Origin of the sequence: Klebsiella michiganensis (assembly GCA_000963575.1) — a bacterium.
GTDB lineage: Bacteria > Pseudomonadota > Gammaproteobacteria > Enterobacterales > Enterobacteriaceae > Cedecea > Cedecea michiganensis_A.
This window is the reverse complement of sequence record CP011077.1, coordinates 3,469,814-3,484,864: the sequence shown is the minus strand read 5'-3', so window position 1 is coordinate 3,484,864 and position 15,051 is coordinate 3,469,814. Positions and strand designations below refer to the sequence as shown.

General features: G+C 59.8%; 13 protein-coding genes and 1 pseudogene. 3 read left to right on the top strand and 11 right to left on the bottom strand.

Annotation, left to right across the window (positions count from 1 at the left end; genetic code table 11):
* Window positions 1–92: 92 nt before the first annotated feature.
* From VW41_16045 to VW41_16035, 3 genes are all read left to right on the top strand, one after another.
* Complete coding sequence (locus VW41_16045; protein ID AJZ92006.1) at window positions 93–2,162, top strand: secretin; 2,070 nt, start codon at window positions 93–95, stop codon at window positions 2,160–2,162.
* A 9-nt stretch (window positions 2,163–2,171) separates the two neighbouring features.
* Window positions 2,172–2,357 (top strand): type III secretion protein HrpT, encoded by a 186-nt coding sequence (locus tag VW41_16040; protein ID AJZ90424.1) that lies wholly within the window; start codon window positions 2,172–2,174, stop codon window positions 2,355–2,357.
* A gap of 177 nt (window positions 2,358–2,534) precedes the next feature.
* A complete protein-coding gene (locus VW41_16035; protein ID AJZ90423.1) occupies window positions 2,535–3,482 on the top strand; it encodes a type III secretion protein in 948 nt (315 codons plus the stop codon).
* An 874-nt stretch (window positions 3,483–4,356) separates the two neighbouring features.
* Here the strand turns inward: VW41_16035 and VW41_16030 are convergent.
* The 11 genes and pseudogenes from VW41_16030 to VW41_15980 form a co-directional block, all read right to left on the bottom strand.
* Window positions 4,357–5,439 (bottom strand): type III secretion system protein, encoded by a 1,083-nt coding sequence (locus tag VW41_16030; GenBank protein ID AJZ90422.1) that lies wholly within the window; start codon window positions 5,437–5,439, stop codon window positions 4,357–4,359.
* 24 nt (window positions 5,440–5,463) lie between these two features.
* Entirely contained in the window at window positions 5,464–6,270 is an 807-nt protein-coding gene (locus VW41_16025) for a type III secretion system protein (GenBank protein ID AJZ92005.1), read from the bottom strand.
* Complete coding sequence (locus VW41_16020) at window positions 6,270–6,536, bottom strand: type III secretory protein EscS (GenBank protein ID AJZ90421.1); 267 nt, start codon at window positions 6,534–6,536, stop codon at window positions 6,270–6,272. The genes VW41_16025 and VW41_16020 overlap by 1 nt, the downstream gene beginning before the upstream one ends.
* A gap of 7 nt (window positions 6,537–6,543) precedes the next feature.
* Window positions 6,544–7,209 (bottom strand): type III secretion system protein SsaR, encoded by a 666-nt coding sequence (gene ssaR, locus VW41_16015; protein AJZ90420.1) that lies wholly within the window; start codon window positions 7,207–7,209, stop codon window positions 6,544–6,546.
* Window positions 7,209–8,120 (bottom strand): annotated as a pseudogene (locus VW41_16010) (protein HrcQ). Before VW41_16010 ends, ssaR begins: the two are co-directional and overlap by 1 nt.
* 137 nt (window positions 8,121–8,257) lie before the next feature.
* Window positions 8,258–8,881: a type III secretion protein gene (locus tag VW41_16005; GenBank protein AJZ90419.1), complete on the bottom strand. Its 624-nt coding sequence runs from the start codon at window positions 8,879–8,881 to the stop codon at window positions 8,258–8,260.
* Window positions 8,878–9,345, bottom strand: coding sequence for a type III secretion protein (locus VW41_16000; GenBank protein AJZ90418.1), 468 nt, complete (start codon window positions 9,343–9,345; stop codon window positions 8,878–8,880). The genes VW41_16005 and VW41_16000 overlap by 4 nt, the downstream gene beginning before the upstream one ends.
* Window positions 9,332–10,696 carry an ATP synthase gene (gene fliI, locus VW41_15995; GenBank protein ID AJZ90417.1) on the bottom strand — a complete coding sequence of 455 codons (1,365 nt, stop codon included), beginning with the start codon at window positions 10,694–10,696 and terminating at the stop codon, window positions 9,332–9,334. Before fliI ends, VW41_16000 begins: the two co-directional genes overlap by 14 nt.
* On the bottom strand, window positions 10,690–11,634 hold the full coding sequence (locus tag VW41_15990) for a type III secretion protein HrpQ (protein ID AJZ90416.1): 945 nt from the start codon (window positions 11,632–11,634) through the stop codon (window positions 10,690–10,692). The genes fliI and VW41_15990 overlap by 7 nt, the downstream gene beginning before the upstream one ends.
* Window positions 11,635–11,645: 11 nt before the next feature.
* A complete protein-coding gene (locus VW41_15985) occupies window positions 11,646–13,742 on the bottom strand; it encodes a type III secretion protein HrpI (protein ID AJZ90415.1) in 2,097 nt (698 codons plus the stop codon).
* Between the two features lie 27 nt (window positions 13,743–13,769).
* A complete protein-coding gene (locus VW41_15980; protein AJZ90414.1) occupies window positions 13,770–14,945 on the bottom strand; it encodes a type III secretion regulator YopN/LcrE/InvE/MxiC in 1,176 nt (391 codons plus the stop codon).
* Window positions 14,946–15,051 lie beyond the last annotated feature (106 nt).

Genomic DNA, 15,051 nt, shown 5'->3' with positions numbered 1-15,051 from the left:
CGCAGTTTGTCCCCCTGGCGGCTACCTCATTTGGCCGTCGATTACAGGAGAGTGAGTCGTTGAATCAGCACGTTCGTTTACTACGCTCAGCCATGTTCGTCCTGGCCGCAACCGCCGGCTGCTACAGCGCAGCCGTGAGCGCCCAAACGCCTGCCGACTGGCAAAATGGCGCCTATGCCTATTCTGCCCAGGGCACGCCGCTGCGCACCGTCTTGCAGGATTTCGCCAGCAGCCACGGCGTGAACCTGCGTTTAGGAGATGTGCCCGACAGCGTGGTGGACGGACGCCTGCGTTCCGACAGCGGCGTGGCCTTCCTCGACCGCCTGGCGCTGCAGTACCGCTTCCAGTGGTTTGTCTATAACGGCTCGCTGTTCGTCAGCCCGCAGTCGGCAGAAACCTCGAAGCGCATCAGCGTTTCGGCCGATGCCGCGCCGGATCTCAAGCAGGCGCTGCGTGATGTCGGGCTGCTGGAAGATAAATTCGGCTACGGCGAGCTGCCGGACGACGGCGTGGTGATTGTCACCGGGCCGCCGGAGTACGTCGCGCTGGTGGCGGATTTTAGCGCCAAAGATAAAGACAAAAAGCAGAACAAAGAGATGATGGCGTTCCCGCTGAAGTACGCCTCGGTAGCCGACCGCGAAATTAAATACCGTGAGAAAACGCTGCTGGTGCCCGGGGTGGCAACCATCCTCAACGAATTACTGGGCAAGAAGAGCACCCGCTCTTCGCAAGGGATTGTCCCCGGCGGAGAAGGCAGCTCGCGTGAAGCCCTGAACAAATCATTCCAGGAACAATCGGACAACATTCTCTCCGGGCTGATTCAGGGCCAGGACAGCCGTATGCGTGGCGCAGGCGGCGATGACGAAGGGGAAATGAACCCGCTGGTCTCGGCCGATGTGCGCAACAACGCCCTGCTGGTCCGGGACGATCCTAAACGCCGCGAGCAGTATCAGGCGCTGATCTCTCAGATTGACGTGCCGCAAAAGCTGGTGGAAATCGACGCCATGATTATTGATGTCGACCGCCACGCGTTTTCAAAGTTCTCCAGCAACCTCAGCGGCACATTCGGCAATATCACCGCGGGCTCTTCCATGCTGCAGGGGGCGGGCACGCTATTCGTGACCGACTACAGCCGCTTCTTTGCCCAGATCCAGGCGATGGAAGGCGAGGGCAACGCCTCCATCGTTGCCAACCCGTCGATTCTGACGCTGGAAAACCAGCCCGCAGTGATCGACATGAGCGATACCGCTTTTATTACCGCGACCGGTGAACGCGTGGCGACCATTGAACCCGTGACCGCCGGAACCAGCCTGCAGGTGGTGCCGCGCGCCATTGGCAATGGGCCAACCAGTACGGTGCAGTTAGTGGTGGATGTGGAAGACGGCAAAGTCCAGGTCAACGATGACGGCGTGGCAACCGGCGCGAAGCGCGCCACGGTCAGCACTCAGGCGCTGGTTCAGCAGAACGGCTCGCTGGTGATGGGCGGCTTCCACTCCCGCGAAACCGGTGACACCGACCACCGCATTCCTCTGCTCGGCGACATTCCTTACCTGGGGAAATTCTTCTCTTACACCAGCCACGAGACGTCGCAGCGCGAGCGCTTGTTCATCATCACCCCGCACCTGGTGGGTGACCAGGTGGACCCGACGCGCTACATCGACGAGCAGGATCGCCAGCAACTCTCGGCGGCGATGAATGAGGTCCAGCTCCGTCAGCGCTACAGCTCGATGAAAGGTGATATCGAAAACGCTATGCGGGATCTGGCGGAAGACAAAGTGCCTACGGGGTTCCAGGCGGGCGGTGAAGGTATGGGCATTGGCCAACTGTGCAACGTGGGGCCGGGGCTTTCATCAGACAGTTCCCACAGCCAGTGGTACAGCAATGCGTCGATACAAATCAGCGTCGGGCTGATCCGCAATATCAGCGGCAAGCCGCAGCGCTTTGACGAGTCCAGCTGCCGCGATGATGACGTGCTGGCCGTGGCCGCATGGCCGGGTGGAAACCTTGCGCCAGGCCAGTCGGCAGAAGTGTATATCGCCTATCGCACGCGGGGAGAAGGGCGTCGTAGCCGCCAGTCGCTGCTGACCTCTTCATCGTCGTTGCCGGTGAACGCATCAAGATCGCGCAGCTATCTCCTGCCGCCGCGCCCAGTACTGCACTAAGGAGTCACGATGAAACCTTCGATTTTATTACTGCTGGCGCTGGCGTTTGTCCTCAGCGGCTGCGCTACCCGCAATGATAACGGCTGTGACAGCGTGGCGTGCCGCCCGCTGTCGGACAGCCACCACCTGACCATCTGGTGGCCGAACGATATGCGTAACGGTGTGCAGGATTACACGCAGATGCCGGTGCGTTGAGTGCGCTCGCGGGCGTGGCTGTTTCACGCCTGCTTTTGAAAAAAGCATTTTTTTCCTGATGTCAGGCAGTTTTGTGGAACCGAAGCCGGTTTCTTTTCACTTAACAGGCGTCTTAATACTGCGACCCAGCAGGGCTGGTCGCCTGTATCAACCCCGAAGTCATGTTGAGGTAATCTAATGAGTACGATTGGAAATATGCTAAATCTGGCCACTGCATTACCGCAGATGGCGCTGAACGCAACCCCAGAAGGTATGGCCGCTAACCTGTTGAAAAACGTTGGCGATCAGATGGTGAACGACATTGCCTCCAGGCTGACCAACCTGCTGTTCTCCGGCGGCATGAACGGAAACAATAACAACACCTTTATGTCTCCGCAGAGTCAGGGCGGCGCGAGCATGGGCAACACGCTGGCGATGAGCAATATGCAGCAGATGCTCCAGCAGGTTATCCAGCAAATGGGCGTGAATTCACAGAACACGCCGTTCAACAGCCTGGCGGGGGCGGGCAACATGAACGCTTTCAACAGCGGCATGAGCAACGGCCTGCAGTCACCTTCTACCGGCATTGGCCTGGTTCAGCTGCCGATCTCCACCACCAGCGCGAACAGCGCAAACAGCTTCAACCAACTGGGTAACAGTATGGGCAGCCAGCTGGGCAGCAAAATGGGCCTGCAGGCGCTGGATGACGTGAAGTCAGACACCAGCGGCCTGAGCGCCATGTTGGGCGGCGGCGGTAAAGTTGACGGCGGCTCGAAAGAGACCCGCGCTGAAATCGGTAAATTTATGGATCAGCACCCGGAAATTTACGGCAAGCCGCAGAGCGCGGGTGCCGGTATGCCGGGCCTGGTGCACATCGGGAAAGGCCCATCCAGCTGGGAAGACGCGCTGAAAAACAGCAAACCGCTGAGCGGCGATTCGCTGAAAGCCTTCCAGTCCGCGAAAAACGATCTGAAAACCTCCATGGTGGGGGGCTCTATTCCTGGCTCCGCTACGACACCGGGCAACGGCTCTTCCAGCCTGCTGATGAACGCCGATGCGCAGCTGTTTAACGGCAATATCATCAAGGACGCCTTGAAGCATCACCACGGCGCGCTGATGAACCTGGCAAGCGCCGCGCTGGCCTAAGGGATTGTGTAGTCATCCACAGATGTTCTTTTTGACGCGTGGTGCAGGCTAACTTCACCCCGCGTGTTTCGCGAAACTCTTCTTCGCCCTCTGTTTGACCGGTTTTTCTGCGTTAATCGCGTGGAGGCCGGTCTTTTTTTGTCTCGATCATGCTCGCGCATACGAGTGCAGAAAAATTATTCGACTCTCACTTTAAGAGCTGTCTCTTAGTCACAAATACGTTCAATTATGTTGATATGGGTGGGGTTCCGTTCACCTTAAGTACAAGTTCATATGTTGACATCGGACACGGTGAACGTGTCAGGTGGCATTACGCCATGCCCCCTGACCACCCCCGGCGCCCGGCAAGCTCATCGCCGCTGAAGCGGTAAACCCACCGGCTATCACCCAAACATTCGGGGTCGTTCGCGATTCGTTCCCGACGATCGCTCTCTTTCGCTGTTCCCGACAGCTCAACCCCGCCTGAGTTGGGTCATAGCCGGGGGCGATGAGAGCCGGGAACAAGGGCGTGGCTGTAAGTCTTGAAGCGGCTATAACGTTCCGTGTGGCTGCGGGTTAAAAGCGAGGCATGGTTCCGGCTTAAATCGCCTCCGTTTTCTCTCCGACTGGCCAGGGTCCGGACGTCGGGAACGGCCGGAGGCTGAGAGCGTAGGGAACGCATCTCAGCCGACCCAGGACTGGGAGATAAAACGGAGGTCTGCCGCTTCAGCGGTCGATTTATTTGGCCGGGAGTCCGGGTTCTTAGGGGAGCGACGGTGGCTCCCCTGAGACGTTCACCGGTTCGGTGGTGACATATGATACAGGGCTGGAAGTGAACGGAGTCTTAGCCGGGCTTGGCATAATCGAGGGTATTCGCCGACAGGCGATCCCCCCGTTACTCCTCAAACTCAATCGTCTCGCCCTTCAGGCGGCCCTCAAGCTTGCGCAGCAGGCGGTAAATAGCGGCCACCGCTTTTAGCGTATCGCGTGGGATATAGGCGCCTTCTTCGGTGGTGCGGTAAAGATTACGGGTGAGCCAGACGTAGCGAACCACCGGGATATTGGCGGCATGGGCCAGTTTGATCAGCGCTTTGGCGTCTTCGTCCTGCGCTTTAAACAGCAGCACCGGCAGCGGTGTTTCGTCCGGGAGATAGCGCAGCCCCACGGCGAAGTGCGTCGGGTTCACCAGCAGAACATCGGCTTTTTCCATCTCCTGCGGGGTCACTTTTTTTGCCGGTGCATTGAGAATTTCATGGGCGACGTGTTTGCGGTGGCCCTTGGTGTGTGGGTCCCCCTCCATCTGCTTATACTCGTTTTTTACGTCCTCGTGGCTCATGCGGTTCTGCTTGAGGAAGAAGTATTTCTGCAGCGCAAAGTCGGCCACCGAAAATACCAGCATCACGCCAACGATGGTGTGGGCGAGGGTTTCCAGGATCGCTACGCCCGCATGCCAGAAGCCGTCCAGCGTGCCGCCTGAAAGATTGGCCATTTGCGACAGGCGAGGCTTGATCAGCAGCCAGAACACCACCGAAAGGGTGATGGCCTTCAGCAGGCTGTTGAGGATCTGAATAAACTGCTTCACCGAAAACATCTCTTTGAATTTATTCAGCGGGTTTAGCGCCTCAAGCTTCGGGGCCAGCGCGGCGATGGCAAACAGCGGGCCAAACTGGATCCAGCCGGCGGCGATGCGCAGCAGAATGACGGTGCCAACCGTCATCATAAAAAACACCCCGACAGTGAGCAGCGCGGCACCGCCAACTTCCCCTAACGCCTGGTTGAAGGGGCTGCTGAGGCGCATCAGCGGCAGCAGCATCAGCGCCTGCAGCTTCGCCATGCTGGCTTCCATCATGGAAAAAATAAGCTGCAAAACGCCAAACATAATCAGCAGTTTGGGAATGTCCTGGCTTTGGCTGACTTGGCCTTTTTTGCGGGCCTCCTGAAGTTTATGGGGGCTGGCCTTCTCTGTTTTTTCACTCACGGCTTGGCACCCTCCGAAGCGGCGTTACCAGGTGGTTTGACGGGCGGGCAGAATATCCGCCAGGTGCGGGATCAAATCGCGCAGGCTGCTGAACTGGTGGCCGGCGAAATACTCCAGCGTGGGCAGGTAAAAGATAAAGAACAGCAGCCCGGCGATGCACTTCAGCGGCACGGTCAGCACCGTGGCCTGCAGCTGCGGGCTGTAGATGCTGAGCACGCCGACGGCGAAATCGAGGAACAGCAGGAGCAACACCAGCGGGCCGGCGTACAGAATGGTGTCGATAAACATCTGCTTCACCTGGCCGAGGAACACAAGGAACCCCTGCTCGCGGAAGTCGGGCAGCCAGCTGTCCACCGGCCACAGCCGGTAGCTGTCCCAGATAACCTGGGTGGCCAGGGAAAGGCCAAAGTTAACTACCAGCACCATTATCGACCACTGCAAAAGCATGTAGCCGAGCGGCGTTTCGTCTGCGCCCAGCGCCGGGTTAAGCTGGCCGCCGCTGAGCGCCCCGCGTTGGTTATCAAACAGCACGCCCACCGACTCAAACAGCCAGAAGGGAAGCGCCAACAGGTAACCAAGAAAAATCCCCAGCACCACTTCTTTCAGCATCATGGCGACAATCCCCCACGGGGTATGGGGGGCATGGCTCAGCATGGGCACAATGGTTGGCGTGACAAACAGCGCCAGCGGGACAACAACCGCCGTGCGGATCATGCCTTTCAGAGCAGAGAACGCAAACAGCGGCGTCAGCAGCACGCACGGGTATATGCGGGCTATCGCCAGCCCGAGCCCCAGCATACCGTTGAATATCGGCGTCAGTTCGGCGGCAATCATCGCAGGGTTCCGGAGGCGGCCATCATGGTAAAGGCCGACTGCGCCAGCTCCACCATTTGCAGGCCAATCCAGCGGCCGCTCAGCGCCAGCGTGGTGCCAACCGCGACCAGTTTGATGGCAAAGGGCAGGGTCTGATCCTGGAGCTGAAACACCGCCTGCAGCAGGGACACCACAATGCCCACCAGCACGGCCACCACCAGCGGCGGGGCGGAGAGCACAACCACCATCAGTACCGCCTGCTTAAACATGTAGATCATGTCCATAACGTCCTCACATATAGCTGTAGAAAAGGCCGTCCAGCAGGCGCGTCCAGCCGCTCACCATGACAAAAAGCAGAATTTTAAGCGGCAAAGAGATGGTCATCGGCGACACCATCTGCATCCCCAGCGCCAGCAGCACGTTGGAGACGATCAGGTCCACCACCAGGAAAGGGATAAAAATTAAAAAGGCGATCTTAAAGCCGTTTTGCAGCTCGGACAGTACGAACGCCGGGATCAGGATCAGCAGGTTGTCGCGCTGGTGGACTATCTTCTCCGACAGATCCTTCGGCCACATGCGCTGGCTGTTTTCCATCAGGTGGGTTTCCAGATCCGGGTCGCTGTTGCGCAGCATGAAGTCAGTCAGCGGCTTAATGCCGTACTGCAGGCTGTTTTCTAAGCGCTCGGCGCTGGTGGTATCGAGAGGCTTCTCCTTGAAGCGGGTTTGCATCCCGTCAAACACCGGCGCCATTACGAACAGCGTGGCGGCCAGCGCGATGCCGTAAAGCGCCATGTTGGGCGGCGTTTGCTGCACCCCGATGGCGTTACGCGTCAGCATCAGCACCATGGAAATCTTGAGAAAGCTGGTGGTTATCATCAGTAGCAGGGGCAGCAGCGAAATAGCGCCCAGCAGGATGGCCAGCGCCAAGGGATTAAATGAGCTGATATTCTCGGCCATCACACGGGTTCCATGGCCGTACCCGTCTGGCGCAGCATGCGGGTTATCTGGAAGCCGAGCGTGCCGTTAACATCCACCAGTTCACCTTTTGCCAGCAGGCTGTTGCCGTGGCACAACAGTGCCTCACCCGGCGTGACGTGCTGCACTAAGACCGTTGACCCCGCGTCCAGCTGCTGTAGCTCGCCGAGCGTCAGCTGCAAGTTGCCGCAGCGGATGGTCAAATCCAGCGACAAGTCGTCGAAACTCCCCCGTGTTGTTTGCCATTCCCCGGCGGGTACCACTTCTTCGCCGTCCTGCTGATCGTCGTACTCCAGGGGGGCGTTCGGGTAAGTCATGGTTAGCTCCTCGCTAAACGTAATGTGTAGTAAGTCTCTGTGAGTCGTTTCGCTCGCCAGTTCCAGGTGAACCTGAAATTGTCGTCGCGCCAGCGGCATCACGCCGCGCCCTTCCGGCGAAAAGAAAGTCTCGGCGGGCAGAAGTAAATCCCCGCCAGCCAGGCGGCGGGCGGCGCCTGCGGAAAGCCGGAGCTTGCCAACGGTCAGCGGTAACTGAAGCGGAAGTTCAGGGTTAAGCGGGGCCATCAGCCGCTGCCAGGCCGGGTGCTGAGCAAGCTGATGCAGCGTGGCCCAGGAGAGCGACAGCAGCGTGCTGGCATAGGCTTCGCCGAGGAATACCTCGAGGCGAAGCGTAAGGTCAGGCTTTGCTTGTTCGTCTGCAGGCTGCAGAAACGCAAATAGCCCGGCCAGCTGAGGGCTGAGCTGCTGGCTGAAGTAGGGCCAGTACCAGGCACTGTCCTCGGTGGAAACGCCAGGCAACGCCGGGCAATCGGCCATCAGTCCCAGCACCGGCAGCGGATCGCTAAAAAACAGCGTGCCTGCGGCACAGCGGAAGGCTTCAGGCTGTGTCCCGGGCTAAGTCTGCGTTCGGAAGGGCAGGAGGCGGAGTTCGCCGGCCATTTCCTCCCTGAAGAACGGGAGCCGCCAGCCGCTGCCGATCCAGCGCCGCAGGCGGGCTTCATCCGACGACTGAGCGGCAATCAGCAGACGTTTCATACCGCCTCCCGCCGCTTGAAGCGGAGGCGAACTTTTTTCCCAAGACGGCCGCTGAGCGCGCCTTGTCCGTCCTGTTCAAAGCCGCGAACTTTGTCCCAGGCATGAGCAGAAAAACCGAGTGCAATATCCAGCCCATCGCCACTGGCCGGGGTAATTTGCGCCACCACTTCGCCTAAATCTGGCAGCAGCAGGCTAAAGCGGGCGGGCAGGCTTTCCTGCTGTTCAATGCCCTGCACCAGGTGCGATTCCAGCATGGCCTGCAGGGCAGAAGCCTGGGGCTCACTGGCCTGCTGCGGCTGTTCGGTACCGCCGAGGGAGCCGTCAAACAGGTTGAGCGACAGGATAGGCATCACCGGGGCTGGCTCATCGTCGGACAGGAGGTCGCTAAACTCTTTTTCATCCCGCGACAGCTTCTGGCGATCGCTGGCCCGGCTAAAGGAGGAGGCACTTCGGGCAGGCATTGGCGGCATTGTGGGCATGCTATTTACCGGCGTGCGCGGTGCGCGAGGGGCTGGCGTTTGCGGTGCGTTCTCCGGCTGGTGATGCGGCTGCGGGGCCGGGTGAGACTGCTGCCAAAGCTTCGGCTGCGGGTGAGCGTTTTTTAGCGCGTGGTGAATCATAAAGCGTTCCCCTGATTTTGGTTGAGCAAATACTCCATTTTTTCTATTTCCCGCTGGCAGCGCTGCACGGCCGACTGCGCGGCGGTCAGGCGTGCCTGCTGCTGCTGCACTTCTTCGTGCAGCTGGTGTATTTGCTGAATGTGTTGGATAACGCCCGCGCGGGTGGATTTCTCCACATCCAGCGTTTCCCGCAGGTCGTTAAGCGGCTGCGTGACGCCGGCGTGCCGGGGCACGAAATCATTGCGCAGCTGCAAATAGCCGATTTTCTGCTCTGCCAGCTGCCGTTCACCCTGTTCGACGGCTTCCTGGCAGTGCCGAAGCTGCTGCTCATGCTGACGTTGTTCGCTTTCACTGCGGCGTAAGCGCCGCCGCCTGATGGGCAGCAGAAGCGTCAGTACCTGCTCGAGGGCAACCTGCTGCGGATCGGGTGCAAGCGGGGTTTCTACCTCACTATGACGGCGCATATGCAATGACCTCCTGCAGCTGCTGGCGGGTGTCGGTAAAGTCGCTTGGGGCATGGTTGGCCTGGCGTAAAAACGCGTTGATTGCCGACTGAGACTGCACCGCGGCGTCGGTCATCGGGTCATTTCCCGGCTGGTATTCACCAAGGCGGATGAGCATTTCGACCTGCTGGTAAGCCGACATCATCTGGCGCAGCGTGCTGGCTTCGGCAATGTGTTCGCGAGGGACGACGTTGCTCATGGTTCGGCTCAGGCTGGCCAGCACGTCCACGGCAGGGTAGTGCCCGCGCTCCGCCAGGCGGCGGGTTAAGACAATGTGGCCGTCTATCAGCGAGCGGACTTCGTCGGCCACGGGATCGTTCATCGAGTCCTGTTCAATCAGCACTGAGTAAAGGGCGGTGATAGAGCCGCGCGAGGTTTTCCCGGCGCGTTCGAGCAGCCCCGGTAGCAGGGTATAGACCGACGGTGGCAGGCCGCCCCGGCCGGGCGGTTCCCCGAGCGCCAGGCCAATTTCACGCTGTGCGCGGGCAAAACGCGTCAGCGAGTCGATAATCAGCAGGACGTTTTTACCTTTGTTACGGAACGCTTCGGCAATGGCCGTGGCGGTAAACGCCGCGCGGGCGCGTTCCATGCTGCTGCGGTCAGAGGTGGAGCAAACCAGCACGGTGCGTGACCGCAGCTCGGCGTCCAGCTCGTGGTCGAGGAATTCGCGAAGTTCGCGGCCACGTTCGCCAATCAGGCCAAACACAATGGCATCGCACGGCGTGTTACGCGCCATTTCGGCCAGAAGGGTTGTTTTACCGCAGCCAGCGCCGGCGAAGACGCCCACGCGCTGGCCCACGCCAATCGTCAGCACGCCATCGATGGAGCGAATCCCCGTCGGCAGCGGAGTATCAATTCGCGGCCTGTCCGTGGGCGGAGGAGCATCACCGAGCACGCCACGGGCGTCCGGTGTCTCGCTGGCCAGCGCAAAAGCGGAAAGGCTATCTTCGTCAATGGCGCGGCCAAAGCCGTCCAGCACGCTGCCAAATAAGCTGTCCGACACGCTAATAGAGTGGGGCTGGAACAGCGGCGTGACGCGAGCGCCCTGGGCGATGCCGTCCAGCGGCCCCAGGGCGGAAAGCAAAGTGTGGCGAGGGTTAAAGCCGACAACTTCGGCCATCACTTCGGTGTCGCCGCTGCGGCTGATAAGACACAGGTCGCCGATGCGCGCCTGCGGCAAGCTGCTTTCCAGCAGAATTCCGCTGATGCCGGTGATGCGGCCATAAGCGCTGACGGCGGAAAGCTGGCTCAGGCTGCTATGGCGCTGGGCAAACCAGGCGTTGAGGTCGGTCTGATAGCGCACCATTACCATTTCACCGCGATGTTTTCCTTGCCGCCGAACTGTACGCTGTCGGCGGTAATGCCGGTCAGGCGCAGGCCGTTGCGTTCGTCTCCCACAAACAGGCGCTGCCCGTCCTCGGTCACGATGTTGGCGTGCGGCCCGGCGGTAATTTGCACGATATGGAAAGGCAGCACGGCCTCGCGCACTTTCGTCTGATTAGTGAGCGCCACCTTGAGCTGATAATCGCCGCGGATGCTGTCCACCATGCGGCTGACAATCGGCAGCTGGTTTTCCTGCAGGTCACCGGTGAGCGTAATGCCCTGCGGCGTACTGGCCAGCTGTACTTTGTTATAGAGCTCGCGCTCGCGCAGATCCTGCTCCACCACGCTGCGCAGCTCGTTGCTATTGGTAATGGCTGGCTTAATTTGCGGCTCCTCGTCGCTGTTCTGCTGGGCGATGCCGGGCTGGAGCACCCAACTGAAGATGGTAAAGGTCAGCAGCATCAGGCTGGACAGCGTGAAGATTTGCGCCCAGCGAGGCAGGATCCTTGCCAGCAGTGAACGACGAGCCGCCGGAGCCGGCTTGCTTTGCATCCCGCCGATAGGTTCGCGCAGGGTGGGGGCCGGTTCGTCCGGGCTGGTCACAGGCAACGGCGGCGGCGGGCGGTTATCCCACTCGTCGTCAGCGGCAGCGAGCGTCAGCCAGACGCCGCCGACGGCGAAGATTTCACCGGGCTGCCAGAGTTGCTGTGCGCTCAGGCGTTCACCGTGGCGGTGGCAAACGGTGCCCTCCATCGGCGTGAGCATCCAGCCTTCGGCGCTGCGGCTTAACAGGGCGTGGCTGGCTTTAATGCCGCCATCATTGAGCTGCAAATCGCTGTCGGCGGCGTTGCCCAACTGCCAGCGTTCGCCGCTTAACGGCAGCGCCGCGCCTTCATGTAATCCGTTTAATACTCTCAGCTCATACATGGCAGCACCCTTTATGCAGTGAAGGCGTCAAGCGCGTTTTCGTGAATATCGATGCGCCCCAGCACGTTGACCGGCAGGTTGAATTGCAGCTCGGCGAACGACAGCACGGGAACGTGGTGGAATTCGTCCTGGATAAGCAGGCGCAACGGGCTACGTAAATCCTGGGCGGACAGCAGCACGCTGGTTTGCCGCTGGAACAGGGGGAATACTTCCCGCAGCTGTTCCAGCAGCAGGGCGTGCTTGTCCTGACTGAGGGCGAAGAAGGTTTCGTTCTGCGTCTGACGCAGGCTGTCGCGCAGGATCTCTTCGGTTTCCGGCGTCAGCAGCCATACCTGGATGCCGCCGTCGTGGCTGTACTGGTGGCAAATGTGTTCTTTGATATCGATCCGAACCTGGTCGACCAGCAGGCCCACATCGCGCTCGTGCTGGCCATGAACAATCAGCGATTCGGTAATGCTTCGTACCGAACGTAGCGAAATACGTTCGGCTACCAGACGCTGGAGTACGGCGCTCAGGCGGGTGATCGGGAAGATGCGCTGGAACTCCTGCGCCAGCTCCGGCAGATCCATCTCCAGCCAGGAGATAATGGCGCGGGTCTCCTGTAGGCCGATAAAGCGCGGGCCGCTGGCGAAGAGCGCCTCTTCCATGCGGGCCAGCAGCAGCTGGTGCGAACTCCAGGACTCCATCTGGAATTTATCCAGCAGCGGATCGTTTTCTTCCAGCCACGCCCAGCCTTTTTCCTGAGGATAGGTTTCGGTGCTGAGTTCGGTGCCGGTCTCTTCCTGGGCCAGCAAACGGTAGTCCAGCGCCCGCTTACCTGAGGTAAAGGTGCCAATCACTTTAGGCACTTCATACACCAGAAAACGAAATTCATCGTTGGGCTGGTACGGCGAAAAATCGATGTTGAAGACCGGCAGCGTGAAGCCGTACTGGTTCACAATCCGGTTGCGCAGGCGGCGAATGTCTTCGATAAGCGCCATTGCCTCCGGATCACCGGCGCGAGCGGATGAGAAGCTGAGGACAAACAGGCGGCTGGGGTTGAAGGTACGGATATCTTCTTCGCCGTTGGCTTCCGGGGCGACAATTTCACCCCCGGTGCCGGAGGCCGCCGCGCGTTTGGCACGCCACAGCTGGAACAGCCCCGAACCCAGGGTAATTATTCCGAGCACGATAAACACCGCCGTCGGCATCCCCGGCAGCAGGCTGAAGCAGAACATGCCTATGGCGGACATGATCCATGCCTTGGGCTGGTTGGTTAGCTGGTCGCTTATTTCGCGGCCAATGTTGTTGTTGGGGATGTCCTCGTTGGCCGACACGCGGGTGATCATCATCCCGGCGGTCAGAGAGATGAGCATCGCCGGGATCTGGTCAATCAGGCCGTCGCCGATGGTCAGAATTGAGTAGACATTGGCGGCGTCGCCCGCGGCCATGCCGAGCTGCAGCACGCCAATACAAAAGCCGCCCACCATGTTGATGCTGAGGATCACAATCCCGGCGATGGCATCGCCTTTCACAAACTTCATGGCGCCGTCCATCGCCCCGAAAAGCTGGCTCTCTTTCGCCAGGTCTTCACGTTTACTTTTTGCCTGCTGGACGTTAATCAGCCCGGCGCGCAGGTCGCTGTCGATAGACATCTGCTTGCCCGGCATGGCATCGAGGGTAAAGCGGGCGGCAACTTCGGCGATACGCTCCGATCCTTTGGTGATAACCAGGAAGTTCACCACCGTCAGGATCAGGAACACCACCAGCCCTACCGCGAGATTGCCGCCGACCACAAAGTTGCCGAAGGCGGTGACGATGTGCCCGGCGTTTTGCTGCAGCAGAATTTGGCGCGTGGTGGAGATAGACAGCCCCAGGCGGAACATCGTGGTCAGCAGCAGCACCGCCGGAAACGTGGTGAACGCCAGCGGTTTAGGCAGGTACATCGCCGTCATGATAAGCAGGCACGACACGCTGATGTTGACCGCAATCAATACGTCAATCAGCCCCAGCGGCAGCGGGATGATCAGCATGAACACCACCGCCAGCGCGATGAAAGCCCCGACCACTTCGGAGCGTTGCATGGCGGTTATTGCCAGCCGGTTAAGAAGGTTAAACAAAGCGTTCATGGGCTATTCAATCCTGGTGAAGTCCGTTTACTGCGCGAGCTGGCTGCGTTTTTCCCAGGCGGCGTATTCGCCGTTCAGGGTGCGCAGCAGAAGCAGGGCGTTGCTGCGGGTTTCATCGTTCCCGCCCCAAATTTTCTCCGGCAGCGCCTGAAGCAGCGTCAGCAGACCGTTGAAAAAGAGCGACTGCTGCAAGGGTTTTTCGCCCACCACCTGAAGACCAAGCTGGGTCAGATCCCGGGAATAGAATCCGTTGCGGCACATGCTGAGCAAAGAGCGCGTCATGACATCGGCACCCATTGTGACGTGGGAATATTTGCTCTTCAGGCGGTCGAGGAACTGGGCCACTTCCGACAGCGTGTGCGTAATCGCGCGGGTATCGTTCAGCCCGGAAAGCAGGCGGCGCAGGGCCGTCGGCGGGGCGGAAGGCGCCAGGGCGGCGATGTCATCGGACAGTGCGCGCTGCAAGGTGCGCAGGGCGGGCACGAAGCCGTCGACGCCAAATTTATCCAACAGCACGTCCATGATGTTGTCGGCGGACTGCTGGTTGATAACACCGCTGTAATAGAGCTGGCGCATTTCGCGCTTCTGCGCCGGATCGCTGCTGAACGCGGCAATCGCCGGGGCGGTATTCACCCCAGCGTTAATTTTTTCCGGGTGCTGCTGCTGCAGGTCGGCAAGCATTTGCTCGACCCGTGCCGCCAGCGCCGGGTTGCTGCCGTTGCGCAGACGCATCGCCATCAGGCTGAGGGTCACAAACGCAGAGGCGGGGTCGTGATTGGCCTGTTCCAGCAAATCATCCAGCGTCGGGGCCTTCCCTTCGGCACCCGACAACATGCGTTCAAAGGCGGATTCTTGCTCGGCCTGCTCCTTACCTGACGGGCTTTCCAGCAGGCGGCCAAGCTCAACAAGATGAGTGACCTTGATAGCCGCCACGGAGATGCGGCGCAGCTGGGTCGCTTGCGTGCGCTGCTCTTCATGCTTGATTTTTTGTTCGATGCTTTCCGCAAAAGTTGACGCCATCGACTCCTGGGCTGCACCGGGCCGCTGTGGCGCGGGCGCTGCACGAGTGGCGGACGATGAACTGCTCGCCGCGCTCTTGTCATTGTTAGTGTCGCTGATTAGCTCATCGACCAGCGCGTCCGCCTGTTCGGTTTCAAGACGCAGGTTGTGGTGATGGTGGTGCTGGGGGATTCTCATGTTCATTGCGGTGTGCCTTACCCGATTCGCCTGTCAGTGTGTGGGTTAAGGCCTGGGGCGGTTCCCGGGAAAATAAAAAAATTCCTCCGCCAGGACATGTGTAAAAAGTTGC